General features: G+C 67.7%; 15 protein-coding genes, 2 tRNA genes and 2 pseudogenes. 13 read left to right on the forward strand and 6 right to left on the reverse strand.

Features of this window, described 5'->3' with window-relative positions:
* Position 1: 1 nt before the first annotated feature.
* The 6 genes and pseudogenes from hemF to ACFJGX_RS16935 all read left to right on the forward strand — a co-directional run bounded on the left by hemF (position 2) and on the right by ACFJGX_RS16935 (position 4,922).
* Entirely contained in the window at positions 2-919 is a 918-nt protein-coding gene (hemF, locus tag ACFJGX_RS16910) for an oxygen-dependent coproporphyrinogen oxidase (RefSeq protein ID WP_382325624.1), read from the forward strand.
* A complete protein-coding gene (nadD, locus tag ACFJGX_RS16915; protein WP_382157706.1) occupies positions 919-1,563 on the forward strand; it encodes a nicotinate (nicotinamide) nucleotide adenylyltransferase in 645 nt (214 codons plus the stop codon). The genes hemF and nadD overlap by 1 nt, the downstream gene beginning before the upstream one ends.
* Positions 1,560-1,835: pseudogene (rsfS, locus tag ACFJGX_RS16920) on the forward strand (ribosome silencing factor); the annotation flags it as partial. The gene nadD and the pseudogene rsfS, both read left to right, overlap by 4 nt.
* 411 nt (positions 1,836-2,246) lie before the next feature.
* A complete protein-coding gene (rlmH, locus tag ACFJGX_RS16925; RefSeq protein WP_291117046.1) occupies positions 2,247-2,714 on the forward strand; it encodes a 23S rRNA (pseudouridine(1915)-N(3))-methyltransferase RlmH in 468 nt (155 codons plus the stop codon).
* On the forward strand, positions 2,711-3,328 hold the full coding sequence (locus ACFJGX_RS16930; protein ID WP_382157712.1) for a Maf family protein: 618 nt from the start codon (positions 2,711-2,713) through the stop codon (positions 3,326-3,328). Before rlmH ends, ACFJGX_RS16930 begins: the two co-directional genes overlap by 4 nt.
* Positions 3,329-3,356: 28 nt before the next feature.
* Positions 3,357-4,922, forward strand: coding sequence for a ribonuclease E/G (locus ACFJGX_RS16935; RefSeq protein ID WP_382324987.1), 1,566 nt, complete (start codon positions 3,357-3,359; stop codon positions 4,920-4,922).
* A 102-nt stretch (positions 4,923-5,024) separates the two neighbouring features.
* Here the strand turns inward: ACFJGX_RS16935 and msbA are convergent, their stop codons facing one another.
* Positions 5,025-6,833, reverse strand: a complete 1,809-nt coding sequence (msbA, locus tag ACFJGX_RS16940; RefSeq protein ID WP_382328730.1) for a lipid A export permease/ATP-binding protein MsbA — start codon at positions 6,831-6,833, stop codon at positions 5,025-5,027.
* Between the two features lie 216 nt (positions 6,834-7,049).
* Between msbA and tolB the strand changes: the two are divergent.
* From tolB to ACFJGX_RS16975, 7 genes and pseudogenes are all read left to right on the forward strand, one after another.
* Positions 7,050-8,343: pseudogene (gene tolB / locus ACFJGX_RS16945) on the forward strand (Tol-Pal system beta propeller repeat protein TolB).
* A 78-nt stretch (positions 8,344-8,421) separates the two neighbouring features.
* On the forward strand, positions 8,422-9,003 hold the full coding sequence (gene pal / locus ACFJGX_RS16950) for a peptidoglycan-associated lipoprotein Pal (protein ID WP_382324985.1): 582 nt from the start codon (positions 8,422-8,424) through the stop codon (positions 9,001-9,003).
* Between the two features lie 5 nt (positions 9,004-9,008).
* Positions 9,009-9,791, forward strand: a complete 783-nt coding sequence (ybgF, locus tag ACFJGX_RS16955; protein ID WP_382157718.1) for a tol-pal system protein YbgF — start codon at positions 9,009-9,011, stop codon at positions 9,789-9,791.
* Between the two features lie 79 nt (positions 9,792-9,870).
* Entirely contained in the window at positions 9,871-10,983 is a 1,113-nt protein-coding gene (locus tag ACFJGX_RS16960; RefSeq protein WP_382324981.1) for a YeeE/YedE family protein, read from the forward strand.
* The gene (locus ACFJGX_RS16965; RefSeq protein WP_382324979.1) at positions 10,980-11,807 is read left to right on the forward strand and encodes a ThiF family adenylyltransferase; all 828 of its coding nucleotides are present in this window, start codon (positions 10,980-10,982) and stop codon (positions 11,805-11,807) included. The genes ACFJGX_RS16960 and ACFJGX_RS16965 overlap by 4 nt, the downstream gene beginning before the upstream one ends.
* Before the next feature lie 74 nt (positions 11,808-11,881).
* Positions 11,882-11,957, forward strand: a tRNA-Lys gene (locus ACFJGX_RS16970).
* Positions 11,958-12,001: 44 nt separating this feature from the next.
* Positions 12,002-12,077, forward strand: a tRNA-Lys gene (locus ACFJGX_RS16975).
* Between the two features lie 5 nt (positions 12,078-12,082).
* Here the strand turns inward: ACFJGX_RS16975 and ACFJGX_RS16980 are convergent.
* The 5 genes from ACFJGX_RS16980 to bcsZ all read right to left on the reverse strand — a co-directional run bounded on the left by ACFJGX_RS16980 (position 12,083) and on the right by bcsZ (position 18,565).
* Positions 12,083-13,222: an ATP-binding protein gene (locus ACFJGX_RS16980; RefSeq protein ID WP_382324977.1), complete on the reverse strand. Its 1,140-nt coding sequence runs from the start codon at positions 13,220-13,222 to the stop codon at positions 12,083-12,085.
* On the reverse strand, positions 13,219-15,705 hold the full coding sequence (bcsA, locus tag ACFJGX_RS16985) for a UDP-forming cellulose synthase catalytic subunit (RefSeq protein WP_382326612.1): 2,487 nt from the start codon (positions 15,703-15,705) through the stop codon (positions 13,219-13,221). The genes ACFJGX_RS16980 and bcsA overlap by 4 nt, the downstream gene beginning before the upstream one ends.
* Positions 15,692-16,789, reverse strand: coding sequence for a cellulose synthase subunit BcsC-related outer membrane protein (locus tag ACFJGX_RS16990; protein ID WP_382326614.1), 1,098 nt, complete (start codon positions 16,787-16,789; stop codon positions 15,692-15,694). Before ACFJGX_RS16990 ends, bcsA begins: the two co-directional genes overlap by 14 nt.
* Positions 16,770-17,477, reverse strand: coding sequence for a hypothetical protein (locus tag ACFJGX_RS16995; RefSeq protein WP_382326616.1), 708 nt, complete (start codon positions 17,475-17,477; stop codon positions 16,770-16,772). Before ACFJGX_RS16995 ends, ACFJGX_RS16990 begins: the two co-directional genes overlap by 20 nt.
* An 89-nt stretch (positions 17,478-17,566) precedes the next feature.
* Complete coding sequence (bcsZ, locus tag ACFJGX_RS17000; protein ID WP_382326618.1) at positions 17,567-18,565, reverse strand: cellulose synthase complex periplasmic endoglucanase BcsZ; 999 nt, start codon at positions 18,563-18,565, stop codon at positions 17,567-17,569.
* Positions 18,566-18,615 lie beyond the last annotated feature (50 nt).

Consider the following 18,615-nt stretch of genomic DNA (forward strand, 5'->3'; position numbering starts at 1 on the left):
CATGCAACAGACCCCCACGTCCTTTGTGCGTGAGTACCTCACCGACCTGCAGGACCGCATCGTCTCCACCGTGGCGCTGGTCGATGGGGGCAGTTTCGTGGTGGACCGCTGGACCAAGCCGGCCGGCGAGCCGCTGCAGGGCAGTGGGGTCACGCAGATCCTCGAGGACGGTGCCGTCTTCGAGCGCGCGGGCTGCGGTTTTTCCCATGTCACCGGGCCCCGCCTGCCACCTTCGGCCACGCAGCACCGGCCCGAGCTGAGCGGTGCACCCTTCGAGGCCATGGGTGTTTCGCTGGTGTTCCACCCGCGCAATCCTTATGTGCCCACGGTGCACATGAACGTGCGCATGATCGCTGCCACGCCCGAGGGTGGCGAGCCCGTGTGCTGGTTCGGCGGCGGGATGGACCTGACGCCGTACTACGGTTTTGAAGAGGACGCGGTGCATTTCCATCGCTCGGCGAAAAACGCGCTCGATCCCTTCGGCGTGGACAAGTACCCGCGCTTCAAGACCTGGTGCGACGAGTATTTCTATCTCAAGCACCGCGATGAGCAGCGCGGCATCGGCGGGGTGTTCTTCGACGATTTCTCCGAGTTGGGCTTCGATGGCAGCTTCGCCATGATGAGTTCGGTGGGTGACGCCTTCCTGGACGCCTATCTGCCCATCGTCGACCGCCGCAAGAACACGCCCTACGGCGAGCGCGAGCGCAGCTTCCAGCTGTACCGGCGCGGCCGCTACGTGGAGTTCAACCTCGTCTGGGATCGGGGCACGCATTTCGGGCTGCAGTCCGGCGGACGGGCCGAATCGATCCTGCTGTCCATGCCGCCGCTGGTGAGCTGGGCCTACAACCGCAAGACGAAAAAAGGCACGCCGGAAGACCGGTTGTACAAGGAGTTCCTGGTGCGCAAGGACTGGATCTGATGGCTTCTACCTCGCCACCCCGGCGCGTGGGCATGTTCGGTGGGGCGTTCGACCCCCCGCATTGGGCGCACCGTGCGCTGGCCGAAACCGCGCTCAACCAACTTGGCCTCGATGCGCTGCACATCCTGCCCACGGGCCATGCCTGGCACAAGTCGCGCGTGCTGTCGCCCGCCGATGACCGCGTGGCGATGTGCGAACTCGCCTTTGGCGATCTGCCGCACGTGCAGCTGGACCAGCGCGAAATCCACCGCGAAGGCCCGAGCTACACCGCCGACACCTTGCGCGAACTCAAGCGCGAGTACCCGCAGGCCCAGCTGTTCCTGATCCTCGGCGCCGACCAGTTGCTGGCGTTCAAGAACTGGGTGCGCTGGCAGGAGGTGCTCGATCTGGCCACGCTGGCCGTGGCGAACCGGGCCACCAACATCGGTGCCGACGCCCCCCTGGACCAGGCCACCGAAACCGACCTCTCCAGCGTCGATCTTCCCTTCGAGCTGCTCAACATGCCCCTGAAGAACATCAGCGCGACGGCCGTGCGCGCCCGCGTGGGCCAACCCGCGCAGAGCACCGGCGCGCTGGATGTTCTGGTGCCCGAGCCCGTCGCACGCTATATTTCACAACACCACCTCTACCAGCCTCCTACATGACCAGCGAAACCACAGCCAAGAAAGACATCCAGCGACTCCAGAGGGCCATCGTCGATGGGCTCGAGGACGTCAAGGGTCAGGACATCGTGGTTTTCAACACCGAGCACCTCTCCCCCTTGTTCGAGCGGGTCATCGTGGCCAGCGGCACGTCCAACCGCCAGACCAAGGCACTCGCCGCCAGCGTGCGCGATGCCGTGCGTGAAGCGGGTTTCGACAAGCCGCGCATCGAGGGCGAAGACAACGGCGAATGGATCATCGTGGACTGCGGCGCCGCCGTGGCGCACGTGATGCAGCCCGTGATCCGCCAGTACTACCGCCTGGAAGAGATCTGGGGCGCCAAGCCCGTGCGCCTCAAGCACGGCACGGAAAAGCCTGCCGCGCCGGCCAAGCCCGCCGCGAAGAAGAAGGCCGCCAAGGCGCCTGAGGCCGCCCCCGTTGCGGCCAGGAAGGTGGTGCGCAAGACGGCCGCCAAGGCCGCGCCGCCTGCGCCCGCGAAGAAGAGCCCGGCCAGCACCAGCAAGGCCGCCGCACCCAAGCGCGGCGCCACCGCTGCCAAGAAGGCGCCCCTGCCCAAGGTGGTGGTCGGCAAACCCGTGGCCAAGAAGACCGCGAAACCCGCCGCCAAGTCGGCTGCGCAAACCCGCGGCCAGGAAAACCAGCCAACCGGCCGCCAAGAAGAAGGCATGAGGCTGCTGATCGTCGCGGTCGGGCAGCGGGTGCCTGACTGGGCCCAGACCGCCTACGACGATTACGCCAAACGCTTTCCACCCGAGCTGCGGGTGGAACTCAAGTCCGTCAAGACCGAGCCGCGCGGCTCCAAGACCCTGGAGACGCTGCTCGCGGCCGAGCGCGAGCGCATCGAGGCCGCCATTCCCCGTGGCAGCCGCGTGGTCGCGCTCGATGAACGCGGCACCACGCTCACCACCAAGGCCCTGGCGCAACAACTGCAGCAGTGGCAGCTGGAGGGCGACGACGTTGCCCTGGTGATCGGTGGGCCCGACGGCCTGGAGCCGGCTTTCCGCGCCGCGGCCCACCAGCGCATCCGACTGTCCGACCTGACCCTGCCGCACGCCATGGTGCGGGTGCTGCTGATCGAGCAGCTGTACCGGGCCTGGTCGGTCAACGCCAACCATCCCTATCACCGCGAATGACCGATTTCATCTACCTGGCGTCCCAGAGCCCGCGCCGCCGGCAGCTGCTGGAACAGTGGGGCGTGCGCTGCGAGCTGCTGTTGCCCGATGCCGAGGAAGACGTGGAGACGCTGGAAGCCGTGCTGCCCGGTGAAGCACCCACCGCCTATGTGCAGCGGGTCACCGCGCTCAAGCTGGAAGCCTCTCTGGCGCGTCTGAAGCGCCGCCGCCTGCCGAATGCGCCCGTGCTGTGCGCGGACACCACCGTGGCGCTGGGCCGCCGCATCCTTGGCAAACCCGCCGATGAAGCCGAGGCCGCCCGCATGCTGGCCGATCTGGCGGGCCAGCAGCACCGGGTGCTGACGGCGGTCGCCGTGGGCAAGTCGGGTGCCCGGGGCGATCGCACCTGGGCGGCCTTGTCCACGTCCCGGGTCACGTTCGAACCGCTGAGCGCCGCGCAGATCCGCCGCTACGTCGCGACCGGCGAGCCCATGGGCAAGGCCGGCGCCTACGGCATCCAGGGGCGCGCGGGTTTGTGGGTCAGCCACATCAGCGGCAGTTATTCGGGCATCATGGGCTTGCCTGCGCACGAGACAGCGCAGGTGCTGCACGCCGCGGGCGTGCGGTTGATCTGAGACACCACACGCCACGGAGAAGGGCTTCATGAGCCAGGACATTCTGATCAATTGGTCTCCCCAGGAGACGCGCGTGGCCGTGGTGGAGCAGGGGGCCGTGCAGGAGGTGCACCTGGAGCGCACCCTGGAACGCGGCCTCGTGGGCAACATCTACCTGGGCAAGGTGTCGCGCGTGCTGCCCGGCATGCAGTCGGCCTTCATCGACATCGGCCTGGACCGGGCGGCCTTTCTCCATGTGGCCGATCTGATGCCCAACATCGCGGCCAAACACGCCACGCCGCGCGAACGTCCCCTGACGCCGTCGACCAGCGAGGTGGATCCGGCGGCAGCCGGGGCACCTCCCGTCAATGCCGGCGCCAAGCTGCTCGCGCCCAATCCCGTGCTGCCCATCGAGCGCCAGATCTTCGAGGGCCAGGCCCTGATGGTGCAGGTGCTCAAGGACCCGATCGGCACCAAGGGCGCGCGCCTCACGGCCCAGATCAGCATCGCCGGCCGCCTGCTGGTGTTCCTGCCGCAGGACAACCACATCGGTGTGTCGCAGAAGATCCCGCCCGCCCAGCGCGAGGCCTTGCGCCAGCGGCTCGTGCGGTTGACCGCCACCGCCGACGGCAGCCCAGCGGGCGGCTTCATCCTGCGCACCAACGCCGAGGACGCCACCGACGAGGAACTGGTGGACGACACCGCCTACCTGCGCAAGACCTGGCTGCGCATCAAGGAAGCCGCCACGCGCCAGCCGCCGGCCACCTTGCTGCACGAGGACCTGAACCTGATGCAGCGCGTGCTGCGCGACCTGGTGGGCGCCGAGACGCAATCGATTCGCATCGATTCGCGCGAGCAGCACGGGCTGCTGGTGGGTTTCGCGGCCGAGTTCATGCCCGATACCGTCGGCAAGCTGCAGCACTACAGCGGCGAGCGCCCGATCTTCGACCTGTTCAGCATCGACGAGGACATCGCCCGCGCGCTCAGCCGCCGGGTGGACCTGAAGTCGGGCGGCTACCTGGTGATCGACCAGACCGAGGCCCTGACCACGGTGGACGTGAACACCGGTGGTTTCGTGGGCGCGCGCAATTTCGACGACACCGTGTTCCGCACCAACCTGGAAGCGGCCCAGGCCATCGCGCGCCAGCTGCGCCTGCGCAACCTGGGCGGCATCGTGATCGTGGATTTCATCGACATGGTGCGCGACGACCACCGCGAGGCGGTCCTCACCGAGTTTCGCAAGCAACTCGCGCGCGACCGCGTGAAGACCATGACAGGGGGGTTTTCTCAGCTCGGCCTGGTGGAGATGACGCGCAAGCGCACGCGCGAATCCCTGGCCCACATGCTGAGCGAGTCCTGCGAGGCCTGCAGCGGGCGGGGCGCGGTGAAGACGGCGCGCAGCGTCTGCTACGACATCCTGCGCGAGATCCTGCGCGAGGCGCGTGCCTTCAACCCGCGCGAATTCCGGGTGGTGGGATCGCCCAAGGTGATCGAGCTGTTCCTGGACGAGGAGCGTGCCCACCTGGCGGGCCTGTCGGACTTCATCGGCAAGCCGATCTCCCTGCAGAGCGAGAGCTCGATGACGCAGGAGCAGTACGACATCGTGCTGCTATAGGAATCCCCCTGCGCCGCCTTCGGCGTCACCCCCCAGGGGGCAACACCTGCGGCCCGGCAAAGCCGGTTCCGCGGTGTTTCTGGAAGGGGGGCTTTCTCCGGCCTACACCTCTGGCCGAAAACTTTGCGCGTGCAGGCGCGCGTACAGCCCGTCGGCCTGCAGCAGCTCGCGGTGCGAGCCCTGTTCCCGGATGCGGCCGTCGGCCAGCACGATCACGCGGTCCGCGTGCTCGATGGTGGAGAGGCGGTGCGCGATCACCAGGGTGGTGCGGCCCTTCATGAGGCGGGCCAGGGCGTCCTGCACCAGCCGTTCCGACTCGTTGTCCAGTGCCGAGGTGGCTTCGTCCAGGATCAGCACGGGCGCGTCCTTGTAGATCGCGCGGGCGATCGCCAGGCGCTGGCGCTGGCCGCCCGAGAGCTCGGCCGCGTTGTGGCCCACGGTGCTGTGGATGCCCTGGGGCAGGCGCTGGATGAGCTCGCCGAGGTTGGCCGAGACGAGCGCCGCGCGCACGCGCATTTCATCGATCTGATCGTCCGCCGCCCCCAGCGCCACGTTGGCGGCCAGCGTGTCGTTGAGCATCACCACGTCCTGGCTCACCATGGCGTACTGGCGGCGCAGGCTGCGCAGCTCCCATTCGGGAAGCGGCACGCCGTCGAGCAGCACCTCGCCGCGCTCGATTTCGACGAAGCGCGGCAGCAGGTTCACCAGCGTGGTCTTGCCCGAACCCGAGGGGCCCACGAAGGCCACCACCTCGCCGGGCCGGATGTCCAGCGACACCCCCCTGAGGGCGATCAGGCTGTCGTCGTCCCCACGGGCGGGGCCGCCGTCTTTCGCGGGGTAACGCACCCAGACGTCGCGCAGCGAAATCGAGCCCGAGACCCGGTCGGCGGCGTGCCTGCCACCGGTCTGCTCGGGCGTGTGCTCGATGAGTTCCAGGCCCCGTTCGAGCGCGGCCAGCCCGCGCGTGATGGGCGCGGCGATCTCGGCGAGGTGCCGGATGGGGGTGATCAGCATCAGCATCGCGGTGACGAAGGCCACGAAGTTGCCCACCGTCACGCCGCTGGTGCTGCTCTGCCAGAGCGCCACCGCGATCACGGCCGACAGCGCGGCAGACGCCAGCAGCTGGGTCAGGGGGGTCATGGCGGCCGAGGAGATGGTGGACTTGAGCGCCAGGCGCCGCAGGGCCATGCTCAGGCGGTCGAACCGCTGGCTCTGCCGTGCCTGGGCGCCGTGCAGGCGCACCATGCGGTGGGCGAGCACGTTTTCTTCCACCACATACGCCAGTTCGTCGGTGGCCTGCTGGCTGTCGCGGGTCAGCTTGTAGAAGCGGCGCGAGAGCACCCGCATGATCAGGATCAGACCTGGAAAGACCATCAGCACGATGAGCGTGAGTTTCCAGTTCAGGTAGAGCAGGTAGCCCATGAGGGCCACCACGGCCAGGCTGTCCTTGGTGAGCGTGAGGAAGGCCGTCACCAGCAACTGCGAGCCGGTCTGCACCTCGTACACCAGGGTGTTGGAGAGCTTGCTGGCGTTTTGCCGTGCAAACAGGGTCATCTGGGCGTCGTTGAGCTTGACGAACATGGCGCGGCGCAGGTTCAGCAGGCCCAGGCTGGCCGTGTACGACAGCGCGTACTGGGCGGTGAAGCCGGCCACGCCCCGAATGCCGAACAGCCCCATCAGCGCCACCGGCACCATCCACAGCTCGACATTGCCCTGGGCGAAGCCGCGGTCCAGCAGGGTCTTCAGCAGGGCGGGGATCAGGGGCTCGGTCAGCGCCCCGATCAGGGCCGCGACGGCCGCGAGGACAATGCCGGTCTTGGCCGAGCGGAAGTAGGGCCACAGGCGCAACAGGCGCTGCGTGAGGGTGCCGTCCAGGGGCTTTTGCGGTTGGGCGGTATCGGTCAAGGGCAGGTCGCTTCAGGAAATCTTGCAGATCGGCGGAACAATGTGGCGCCACGGGAATCAAGCATCGGATGCATGCCGGGCAGGCAGCGGCGTGCACACATCTTGTCACGGAAGGCCCAGTGCCCTCCGTTATTATCAGTTGGTTGGCTGCGACGCATTCTCAGCGCCGCAACCCAAGGCACAGGCGACACACACAGGATGCTGGATTTGACTCGACACGACATGCAGGCCCCCCTTCCCAGGCGATCCGTTCTCGGGCTCGTTTCCTCCTTACCCCTGCTGACCTGGCCGCTGTCGTCCGCTCACGCCCAGTTCCGGGTGGAAGTGGCGGGTGTGGGCCTGACGCAGTTCCCGTTTTCCGTGGTCGGATTCCGCGGCAACGACGTCGCCAGCGAAAACATCGCCGCCATCGTGCGCGCCGACCTGGAGCGCAGCGGCCAGTTCCGTTTTGTCGATCCGGTGTCCGGTGGTCTGGACGAAACCTCGCGCCCCGACCTCGGCCCCTGGCGCGAACGCGGTTCGGATTCGCTGTTGACCGGCAGCGTCACCCGCCTGGCCGACGGCCGCTTCGACGTGCGCTTCCGCCTTTGGGACGTGGTGCGCGGGCAGGACCTCGGCGGCCTGAGCTACCCCGTGGGCGCCACCGACCTGCGCCTGGCAGCCCACCGCATCGCCGACCATGTGTTCGAGAAGATCACCGGCGTCAAGGGCGTGTTCTCCACCCGCATCGCCTACGTCACCAAGGCCGGCCAGCGCTACAACCTCTGGGTGGCCGATGCCGACGGCGAGAACGCGCGCGCCGCGCTCACCAGCCCCGAGCCCATCATCTCGCCGAGCTGGGCGCCTGGAGGCGGCCAACTGGCCTATGTGTCGTTCGAGGCCCGCAAGCCGGTGATCTACGCGCACGACGTCGCCACCGGCAAGCGCCGCCTGCTGGCCAACTTCAAGGGCTCCAACAGCGCGCCGTCCTGGTCGCCCGACGGCCGCTCGGTGGTGCGCAACGCTCTCGATCTCGGGCAACGCCCAGATCTACACCATGGACGCCAACGGCGGTGAGCCCCGGCGCCTGAGCCAGTCGGCCAGCATCGACACCGAGCCCGTGTTCAGTCCGGATGGCAAGAGCATCTATTTCGTGAGCGACCGGGGCGGCTCCCCGCAGGTCTACCGCATGGGTGCGCAGGGCGGCAATGCCCAGCGCCTCACGTTCACCGGCAACTACAACATCTCGCCCGCGCCGAGCCCGGACGGCCGCTGGCTCGCCTTCATCTCCCGCATCAACGGCGCCTTCCGTCTGCACGTGATGGACCTGGGCAGTGGCACCGTCACCGCCCTGAGCGAGTCCAGCGGCGACGAAAGCCCGAGCTTCGCGGCCAACAGCCGCATGATCATCTACGCCACCCGCGACAAGGGCCAGGAAGCGCTCATGACCACCACCGTCGACGGTCGCATCAAGACCCGGCTGGCTGGTGCCCAGGGCGACATCCGCGAACCCGAATGGGGCCCCTTCCTCAAATGAGCGGCAGCGCACAGCGAGTCTGAGCCGCGTCCGCTATCGTCCATCCAGCTTCTTTTCTATCTCCCAAAGGAATTTCCCATGTCCAACAACAACACTTCCGCCAACTCGTTTCCTCGCACCTCGGGCCGCTGGCTGCGCCTGATCGCCGGTATCAGCCTGGTGGCAGCCCTGGCGGCCTGCAGCTCCGGCGTGAAGCTCGACAACGTGCCGGTGGAAGACCGCACGGGTTCGGCCGCCGGTGCCGGTGGCACGGGGGGCCAATCGGGCGCGGTGGATCCGCGTGGTGTTTCGGGCGTGTCGGTCAATGGTGCGGACTCGGCCCAGCCGAACGCCCTGAGCCGCGTGATCTACTTCGACTACGACAGCTTCGAAGTGAAGGCCGAGTCGGCCGCCACGCTGGAAGCCAATGCGCGCTACCTCAACGCCAACCGCACGCGCCGCGTGAACCTCGAAGGCCACACCGACGAGCGCGGCGGCCGTGAGTACAACCTGGCCCTGGGTCAGAAGCGCGCCGAATCCGTGCGCCGCGCCCTGTCGCTGCTGGGCGTGCCCGAGACCCAGATGGAAGCCGTGAGCTTCGGCGAAGAGAAGCCCGCTCAGACCGGTTTTGACGAAGCGGCGTTCAGCAAGAACCGCCGCGTTGAACTGACCTACCGTTGAGCCCCATGGTGACCCGCTTGCGTTTTGCCTCCAGCCTGCTGGGTGCGGGCTCCCTGGCGGCGGCCGCGTTGTGGCCGCTGCAGGCACACGCCCTGTTTGGCGACGATGAAGCCCGCCGGGCCATCATCGAATTGCGCCAGAAGGTCGATGCCAACCAGCAGGCCGACGAAGCCGCCAAAACCGAGGCTCGCGAAAGCAACGCGGCCACCCGCCGCAGCCTGCTCGAACTCTCCAACCAGATCGAGCAGTTGCGCGCCGAGCTCGCCCGCATGCGCGGGCAGAACGAGCAACTGGCCCGCGAAGTGTCGGAGTTGCAGCGCCAGCAGAAGGACGTGCAGGCGGGCGTGGACGAGCGCTTGCGCAAGGTGGAGCCGCTGCGCATCGATCACGATGGCCAGAGCTTCACGGTCGCACCCAACGAAAAGCGCGACTTCGATGCCGCCATGGACCTGCTGCGCAAATCCGAGTTCGGCCCGGCGGCGAGCGCGTACAACGCCTTCCTGGTGCGCTATCCCGCCAGCGGCTACCGGCCTTCGGTGCTGTACTGGCTGGGCAACGCGCAGTACGCGAGCCGTGCCTACAAGGAAGCGGTGGACACCCACCGCCGCCTGGTGACCGAGTTCCCGACCCACATGCGCACGCCCGAAGCCATGCTGGCCATGGCCAACAGCCAGATCGAACTCAAGGACACCAAGGGCTCGCGCAAGACGCTCGAGGATCTGGTGAAGGCGCATCCGAACTCGGAAGCCGCCGCGGCTGGCCGCGAACGCCTCGCGCGCCTGCGCTGAGGCGCAGGGCACACGGCACCAGCGCGGTGCCGTGGCCTTCGCCGGGTGAGGGAGTTGGCCGCCTCCTACAATGGCGGCCATGGAAATTGCCGACTTTCTCAAACTGCAGACCCAGGTTCTCTGGGCTGCCTTCGCCGTGGCCGTGGCCTTTGGCTTCATCGCCCAGCGCACCCATTTCTGCACCATGGGCGCGATCAGCGACATCGTCAACATGGGCGATTGGACCCGCATGCGCATGTGGGGCATGGCCGTCGGCGTGGCCGTGCTCGGCTTCTACGGCATGGCGTGGCTGGGCTGGATCGACGCGGGCAAATCCATCTACACCTCCGGCCGGATCATCTGGCTCTCGGCCCTGGTGGGCGGCGCGCTGTTCGGTTTCGGCATGGTGCTGGCCTCGGGATGCGGCAGCAAGACGCTGGTGCGCATTGGCGCGGGCAGCCTGAAGTCCCTGGTCGTCTTCTTCGTGATGGGTTTTGCCGCCTTCGCGACCCTGCGGGGGGTGCTGGCCGTGCTGCGCGTCAACACGGTGGACAAGGTGGCTTTCGACATCCCTGCCGGTGGCGCCATTCCCATGTGGGTGTCCAGCGGGCTGGGCATGGAGCCCGCGCTCGCCGGCCTGTTGCTGGCGGTGCTGGTGGGGGGCGCGCTGGTGGTGTGGGCGCTGCTCGGCACCGAGTTCCGCAGCTTCAACAATGTGCTGGGGGGCCTGGGCATTGGCCTGGTGATCGTGGCCATGTGGTGGGTCAGCGGCCACCTGGGCTTCGTGGCCGAACACCCCGAGACGCTCGATGCGGTCTACCTGGCCTCCAACTCGGGGCGCATGGAGTCGCTCACCTTCACCGCGCCGATGGCCTACACGCTGGACTGGATCATCTTCTTCAGCGACACGTCCAAGTTGCTCACCTTCGGCGTGGTCACCGTCGCGGGCGTGGTCGTGGGCTCGCTCGCCTGTGCCTTGATCGAAGGCAGCTTCCGCTGGGAAGGCTTTCGCAGCACGCAGGACACCGCATTGCACATCGCGGGCGCGGCCTGCATGGGGGTGGGTGGCGTGACCGCCCTGGGCTGTACCGTGGGGCAGGGTCTGTCAGGCCTGTCCACCCTGAGCTTCCTCAGCATGATCGCCGTCACCGGCATCGTGCTCGGCGCCATCGGCGGTTTCCGCTTCCAGATGTGGCTGCTGGACCGCGAGTGAGCGCCCTCACGCCCGAGGTGTTCGAACGCCGCTTCGGCGGGCTTCGGCGCCTGTATGGCGTTGAAGGCGCGCAGCGCATCTTCGATGCCCATGTGGCGGTGGTCGGCATCGGCGGGGTGGGGTCCTGGGCGGTCGAAGCACTGGCGCGCAGCGGCGTCCGGCGGCTCACGCTGATCGACCTGGACCACGTGTCCGAGTCCAACATCAACCGCCAGATCCACGCGCTGGAGCCCACGCTGGGGCAAGCCAAGGCCGACGCCATGCGCGAACGCATCGCGCTCTTCCACCCCGACTGTGTGGTCGATGTGATCGACGAGTTCGTGACACCGGACAACTGGCCCGGCCTGCTGGAGGCACTGCCTCAGGGCGCGGGGCAACTGTCCGCGCTGATCGATGCCTGCGACCAGGTGCGCGCCAAGACCACGCTGGCGGATTGGTCGGTGTCTCAGGGTGTGCCCTTCGTGACGGTGGGCGCTGCGGGGGGCAAACGCCTGGCCCAGGCCGTGGAGGTGGCCGACCTGGCCGACACCACGCACGACCCCTTGCTGGCCCAGCTGCGCTACCGGTTGCGCAAGCAACATGGCGGCTCACGCACCGGCCGGATGGGAGTGGCCTGCGTGTTCAGCCGGGAGGCGGTGGCACCGCCGGATGCATCCTGCGGGCTGGACGACAACGATGGCTCGCTCAATTGCCACGGCTATGGTTCGGCCGTGAGCGTGACCGCCACATTTGGCCTGTGCGCCGCAGGCTGGGTGATGAATACACTGGCCGCTGACGCAAAAAAAACGCGGCATCTTCAAAGACCCGTAACAACCACGCTATAATTTGAGGCTTGGCGCAGCAGTCGACAAGACTCGAATCCAGTGCAGGTCACTGGCATTCACGCAGAATCCCTTCGGGGGCGTTAGCTCAGTTGGTAGAGCAGCGGACTCTTAATCCGTAGGTCGAGTGTTCGAGTCACTCACGCCCCACCACCGTTTTTCAGCGGTTGCCCCACGGCAGCCAGACCATTTTTGATGGGACGTTAGCTCAGTTGGTAGAGCAGCGGACTTTTAATCCGTTGGTCGGCAGTTCGAGCCTGCCACGTCCTACCAAAGATCTAGGGGCTTAGCCGCAGGGCTAAGCCCCTTTTTCTTGTCTCCGCGCGATCGGTCGCCGTCTCATCGAAGTGCAAGATGGCCGTGGTGTCTTCGTTGGGCGCCAGGGTGATCCGGAAGTCGCCCTGCAGGCTTCGCATCACGCGTTGACAGAGCACCAGGCCCATGCCAAGACCTCCCGAACCCTGGGAGCGGCTGGCGGCCAGCGCATCCAGGGCCTCGGCGGGTGGACGCCTTCCGTTGTGCGATAGGCGAATGCAGGCCTCGCCTTCGTGAAGACCCACGGTGATTCGCAGGCGTGGCTGTGCCATGCCCTGCAAGGCGCTCAGCGCCGTGCGCATCAGGGTGCAGAGCACCAGATGCAACAACCCGGCCTTCGAAGGAAGCGGGAAATCGTGCCCGACGTCGATCGAGATCCAGTCGCGCTCCTCGCCCACAAAGGGATAGCCTTCCAGCATCACCCACACCCGCCCGGAGGCCGAGCTGGGGGCCGATTCCCCACGGATACACGCGTTTTGGGCCGTTTCCGCGAGCCACGTCATCAGGGACTGGCAATGCCTTGCACTTCGTTCGGTGACTTCCAGCGCCTGTCTCACGGCGCCCGTGGGAGCCGGTTCCGTGGAGAAGGCGCCCAAGCGATGGGTCATCGCATGGGTGTAGCCCTGGATCAGGGACAGCGGGGTGTTGATTTCGTGGGCAAGGAAGGCGAGTGCATCGCGCAAGCCCGTACCACCGTCCTCGCATCGCAGCGATTCCAGACGCCGTCTGGTGTACAGGTCCATCGCCGCACGAAGGTGTTGGTCCGTTGTGTGGGGCTCCAGGGGCTTTTGCAGGATTCGGAACACCGATGTCTCGTTGATTGCCGCGAAATCGGCTCGTGGGTCATGCCCATCGGTGATCAGCAGACGGACCAGATGGCCATGGCGCGTCTGGTCGTTGTGCGACAGCCTGGACGCCATGCGCCGCAGCATGCGGTGGTCGGCCGCGATCACCGCCAGGCCAAGGCTCGGGCGGCGCAGGAGCTGCAAGGCCTCGTCTTCGTCACGCGCGACACGGACAGGCCAGCCCTCCGCGTGCATCGCATGTGGCAATGGCGTCGGGTCCACCCACAGGATTTCGGGTGAGCAGGGCTGGGTGCTCATGCCTCAATCCTCGGAAGGAAGCACGTCGAACCCGGTGTCGAAGCGCAAGGGGACTTGAGGGTGCTGCTGGATGAACTCGTGCACGGAGCCCTTGCGGAGTTCTTGGCGTGGTACATCGCGCGGTCCGCCAGTTGCAGCAGCGTCTTGCTGGAGCGGCCGTGCAGCGGGGCGTAGCCGTTCACGCCGGTGCGCAGCAACTGCCACAGCTCCCACCCGGGACGGTCGCGGTGGCGCAGCGCGGACTGTCGGCGCCAAAGGTCGGGGCGCGAGAAGGTGCAGGCCATGAGCTTGCGTTGCTCGGCGACGTCGAGCGGATCGATCTGGACGCCCAGCGAGGTGCCGCGAAGGCGGGAAATGATCGCGGGGAATGCGTGCCAGGCCCGTCCGTCGTGCAGGTGCACATGGCAAGCCTGGCCCGGTTGACAGGGCAGAGCGGCCAAGATCTCCAGTCCCACGCCTTCGAGCGAGAAATCGACCAGGCTGGCGTGGAGTGGCGAAGCGCCGTTCACCTGCAAACGGGCCGGCAGGCGGTGGGCGAGCCGGATCCGTGGTGCGCTTCGGACCTGGCGGGTCTCGGTGGCCACGCGCACCGCGACGCCCAGCAGCAGGAGGTTGAACACCGCCCACCCCATGTTCAGGGACACCGCGGTGCTGTCGAGCCGGGCGCTCTGCATCAGGCTGGCCACGCCGAACAGCAAGGCGAGCAGGTTGACCGAGATGAGAACGACGTAGGGCGTGGCGATGTGCCAGTCGAAGAACTCGTGTTCGATGCGGCCGCCTTTGGCCGTGACATTGAAGCGGCCCAGGCGCGGCGCGATGAGCGCCACAAGGGTGGGGCGCATGATGTACCAGGCGAGCACGGTTTCGTACACGCTGCCCCAGGAGGAGGCGCGAAACGGTCCCATCACCCGCTTCTCGAAGATCTTTCCCATCAACAGGTGCGGCAGCAGGTAGGCCATCAGGGTCGGCACGGCGGCATCGAGCAACTGCAGGCCGAACACGAGGTAGGCGATGGGTGCGGTCAACAGGATCAGACGAGGCAATCCATTGAAGAACTGCAGCATGGCGTTGCAGTAGCACAGGCGCTGCATCAGGGTGAGCCCCCTGCCTCGCAGGGGGTTGTCGAGCCGGAATATCTGGGCCATGCCCCGCGCCCAGCGGATGCGCTGTCCGATGTGGCCGGCGAGACTCTCCGTGGCGAGCCCTGCGGCGAGGATGCGCGGGAGGTAGGTGGTCGTGTAGCCCAGGCGATGCAGTTTCAGCGCGGTGTGCGCGTCTTCGGTGACGGTCTCCACCGCGATCCCGCCGATGGCCTCCAGGGCGCTGCGGCGCAGGACCGCGCACGACCCGCAGAAGAAGGTGGCGTTCCAGAGGTCATTGCCGCTCTGCACGGGTCCGTAGAAGAGTTTTCCTTCGTTGGGGATGCCACGTTCCAGGCGCGTGTTGCGCTCCATGGGGTCTTGTGAGAACAGGTGATGCGGCGTCTGCACCATGGCGCAGTCGGGCTTGTCGACCAGCCAACCCATGGTGGCGCGCAGGAAGTCCCGCACCGGGATGTGGTCGCAGTCGAAGATGGCGACGAATTCGCCCGATGTCCGCCCCAGTGCGTGGTTGATGTTGCCGGCTTTGGCATGGCGGTTGTCCGTGCGGCGCACGTAGTTCACGCCCACGGCGCGGGCGAAGGCCGCGAATTCGTCGCGCCGGCCGTCGTCGAGCAGGTGGATGTGCAGCTTGTCGGCCGGCCAGTCCAGGTTCTGAGCCGCCAGCAAGGTGGGACGCACCACGTGCAGCGGCTCGTTGTAGGTGGGGATGAAGACGTCCACATGCGGCAGTTCGGCCGCGGGCCGGTGGACCGGTGCTTTCGCGCGCCGGAGGGGCCAAGCCGCCTGCGCGTGGCTGAGCAGCAGCACCAGCCAGTAGTAGACCTCGGCCATGAGCAGCAACAGGCCGATCACGGTTTCCGCGACACCATTGAACTGCAGGGTTTGCGTGACCCGCCACCAGGCGTATCGGCCCGCGAGCAGCACGGAAATCCCCATGAGAAGCAGCACCTGTGAGCGGTCATCGGAACCCCTGGGCGCGCTGGCGCACAGCCCGGCCACGGCCAGCAAGGCACCCCCCAGCAGGCATTGCTGCGCGTTCGAGGTGGGTGTGAGCACCATCGCCATCAGGATGAGCAGCCCCAGGCAGGTCGCGGCCCGCCAGGCCAGCTCGGGCGGATGGGCCATCCAGGGGTGCTCGGCGGCCTTGCGGCCGGCTGGGAGGCGCCTGCGCGCGGCAGCCAGGCGCGCAGGCTGGTACCCGGTCACGGGCTTGCTGGGCTCCTGCAGCGCTTTCAGCGCGGCACGCTCGGGCCCCGACAACATGGCGCCGGTCCAGCGCAGCAGGGCCGCGAGAGCCCGGGGACGCAGCACCCACAGGCTCAGGCGCCAGTGGGTGGGCAGACGATGGGCGGCGCGGGGAAAAGGTTCAAACGCCAGCATGGGGCATCACCGTTGAAGGCCACAGGGGCACGGGACCGCGCTGGGGTTTCTCGTGCCATCGCAGGTAGAGGTGAACCTGCTCTTTGGCGTAGTCGGGTGAGCGCTCGGCCGCCACCCGAAAACCGGTTGTCCAGTGTGCGTTCATGCGGTACTCCCATGTGCTTTGCAATGCCCAGCCGGCACCCGGCCCACGGCTGCCGCCATACGTGCCTTGGCCCTGTGCGGCGGCCTGGGCCTGAAGGTCGGCTCGCGTGGGGAAGCGCGGCGCGCTCGTGGTGCTCGACTGGCTCCAGGACGGCGCCACGCGAACCACCCAGGAAAGATCGGTGCCGCGCATCGCCGCCTGCACCGGAACGCTCACCGTGGTGCTGCGTTGGGGGCTGTAGTAGCCACCATGACCCACGCTGTAGTGGTTCTGGTTGTTGTCGAAGGCGCGCAGGCGAAGCACCGGACCCACGGCCAGGTAGTGGTCCGCGCCACGGCTCAGGGCCCAGTCCACGCCCATGGCGGCCGCTTGCTCGCGGTTGGGCAGAACCTCGTGCCCGCGGTAGGTCGCCCATTCGAGTTGGGCAAAAGGCTCCAGCCCCCTCCAGGTGGTCGCGAATTGCAGAAGCGCCGACGTTCGGCGCACCGCACCCCAGCGGATGCCCGAAAACAGGTCGCGTTGGCCGCCGTAGGACAGCAGGCTTCCCGTGACGGGGCGGTGGGCCAGCGAGACGCCCCAGTCCGCCGAGCCCACGCGGCCCTTCAGGTCCAGGCCCGCGGCAAGGCCGGCGAACTCAAAGCCGAGCGGCGTGGTGCCGATGTCGGCGCGCCACCGGTCGGCGTCGTAGCCGACCGTCAGGGCGCGGCCCTGGGCATGGGCGTGCATGGGAGTTCTGCCTGGACTCGGTGGTTGCCGCAAGGCGGCGCTGCCCCAGTCGCCCGAGCGGATGAGCTGTGCGGCGTCCGCCCGTCCGGCTTCCAGCCGGATCGAGTCAAGCTGCCCGAACCAATGGCCGTGATCGCCCCAAGGCTGGCGCACCCGCAGGCTCGCGACCCGGGAGTCCAGGCGCGAGACGGCCTCATCGCCGGGCTTGTACACCCAGGTCAGTCCCGCTGCGCACTTCGGGTTGTCGGCGTGCGTCCAATGCCTGCAAGGCGTTTCGGGATTCCCGGGCCACCCATTGGAGAGAGGCCGGTGCCTCCAGCGATTGCCGCACGGCCTGTTCGAGGCCCAGGCGCGCCTCGCCGCGCAAGCCTGCATCCCGCAGCGCCAAGGCGAGGGCGCGGGAGACATCGGGGCGTTCGGGATACCGTTCGCTGAGCGCCCGTCCGAGCCGCACCCCGTCCGCGGCGCGGCGCTGGTCCAGGGCCTCCCACACCGCTTGAAGGTCCGGTTCAGCGCGGGCGGGCGGTTCTTCTTCCACCCATGCTTCACCCACCTCGACCCGGGGAATACCTGCGTCGGCGGGCGCCTCGGGCAGGGCGGCAGGCGGCACATCGGCGACCACGGCTTGTGCAGGCTGCGCGATGGGTGTTCGCGCGGCCCTTGCCAGTGCGAGCGCTGATGGCGCGGGCCGTGTCGTTCTGGCTCGGGTGGAAGGCGTTGGCACCGGTGAGTTGGCGGGCGCCAGCGCGCCGCTTCGCGGTGGTGAGCCAGGGTTGGCCGCCAAGCCCAGGGTCTCCAGCGCCTTGGGGTGGCGCGGCTGGATGGCCAGCAGCTTGCGCATCAGCTGGCGAACCAGGTCCGGCCGCTGGCGTTCGGCCCAATACTGGGCGCTCTCGAGCAACTGCCGCACCTCGGGCGCATCGGCCGTTGCTTTCGCGTGAGATCCAGGCAGCCACAGGCCCCACACCAGCAGGACGAGGGCCACACGCATCACCGCCCCCGTGGCTCGCATGCGCTGTCGGGCAGGAGCAATGCTCCTTGGGGCGTGAACCGGTAGCGACCCTCCATCCAGCCCAGCCCGAAGAGGGCCAGCGCATGGCTGTAGTAGCCGGGCGACTGGCGCGACAGGCTGGCGTCGATCCTCGTCTGCAAGTGCCGCTTCAGGGTGGTGAAGCCCAGGCTGTCGGCCAACACCAGCGCCGCGACATCGAACCCCGCAGGACCCTCCCGGGGCGTCTGTTCCGTGCTGACGCCGGTGGCCGCGTTGAGTGCTTCCGGGGCATGGCCGTTTTGACCCACCCAATGCAACCAGGGAAGGAATGCCAGCGCGAGCCGTTCGAAAGCGGGGTCGTTGCGGGACAGGCCCGTCCAGAGGTACGTGCGGATCGCGTTGTAGCTGCCCATCCCGTCGGTTTGTGCGTCGGCGTGCCACCCGCTGCGCGCATCCCAGATCGCCCATTCGGGCGAGATGCCGTGCGGCGCGGATTCCACCATCAGGCGCAGGGTGGGTTCGACCATCTCCAACCATTCGTGCTGGCCCGTGAGGGCGGACAGGCCCCGGAGCAAGGGCACCGGGGCGTAGCTTGGGTTGAGGCGCCATCGGTCGGGTCCAAGTTGAAAACCGATCGGAGCGGGCAGCAGGCTGCGCCCCAAGGCGGGCAACACGGCGCTGGCGTCCCGCAGCAGGCGGGCGGCGAGGCTTTGTCCCAGCCGCGTGTAGGCCTCGTCGTGCCAGAGCCGGCCTGCCGCCAGCAGGGTGTAGGCCAGCCACAGGTCGGCGTCGCTGGCGGGGTTGCTGTCCAGCAGCTCCCACTGGCCCGAGGCCGACCGTCCCCAATGCCAGCCGGGGGCGAACTGGTGCAGGTTGCCTCGGGCCAGGTTGTTCCGGGTCCACTCGAGCAAGCTCGAGAACTGCTGTCGGTCACCCGCGACCAGGGCGAAGAACAGCGCGTACGCCTGTCCTTCCGAGACCGTGGGCTTGTGTGGCAAGTCAAGGTCCTGCACCCGCGCATCCAGGCTGATGTAGCGTCTTGCGAAAG

The sequence above is a fragment of the Hydrogenophaga sp. UC242_50 genome (assembly GCF_042697355.1).
Classification (GTDB): Bacteria; Pseudomonadota; Gammaproteobacteria; order Burkholderiales; family Burkholderiaceae_C; genus Hydrogenophaga.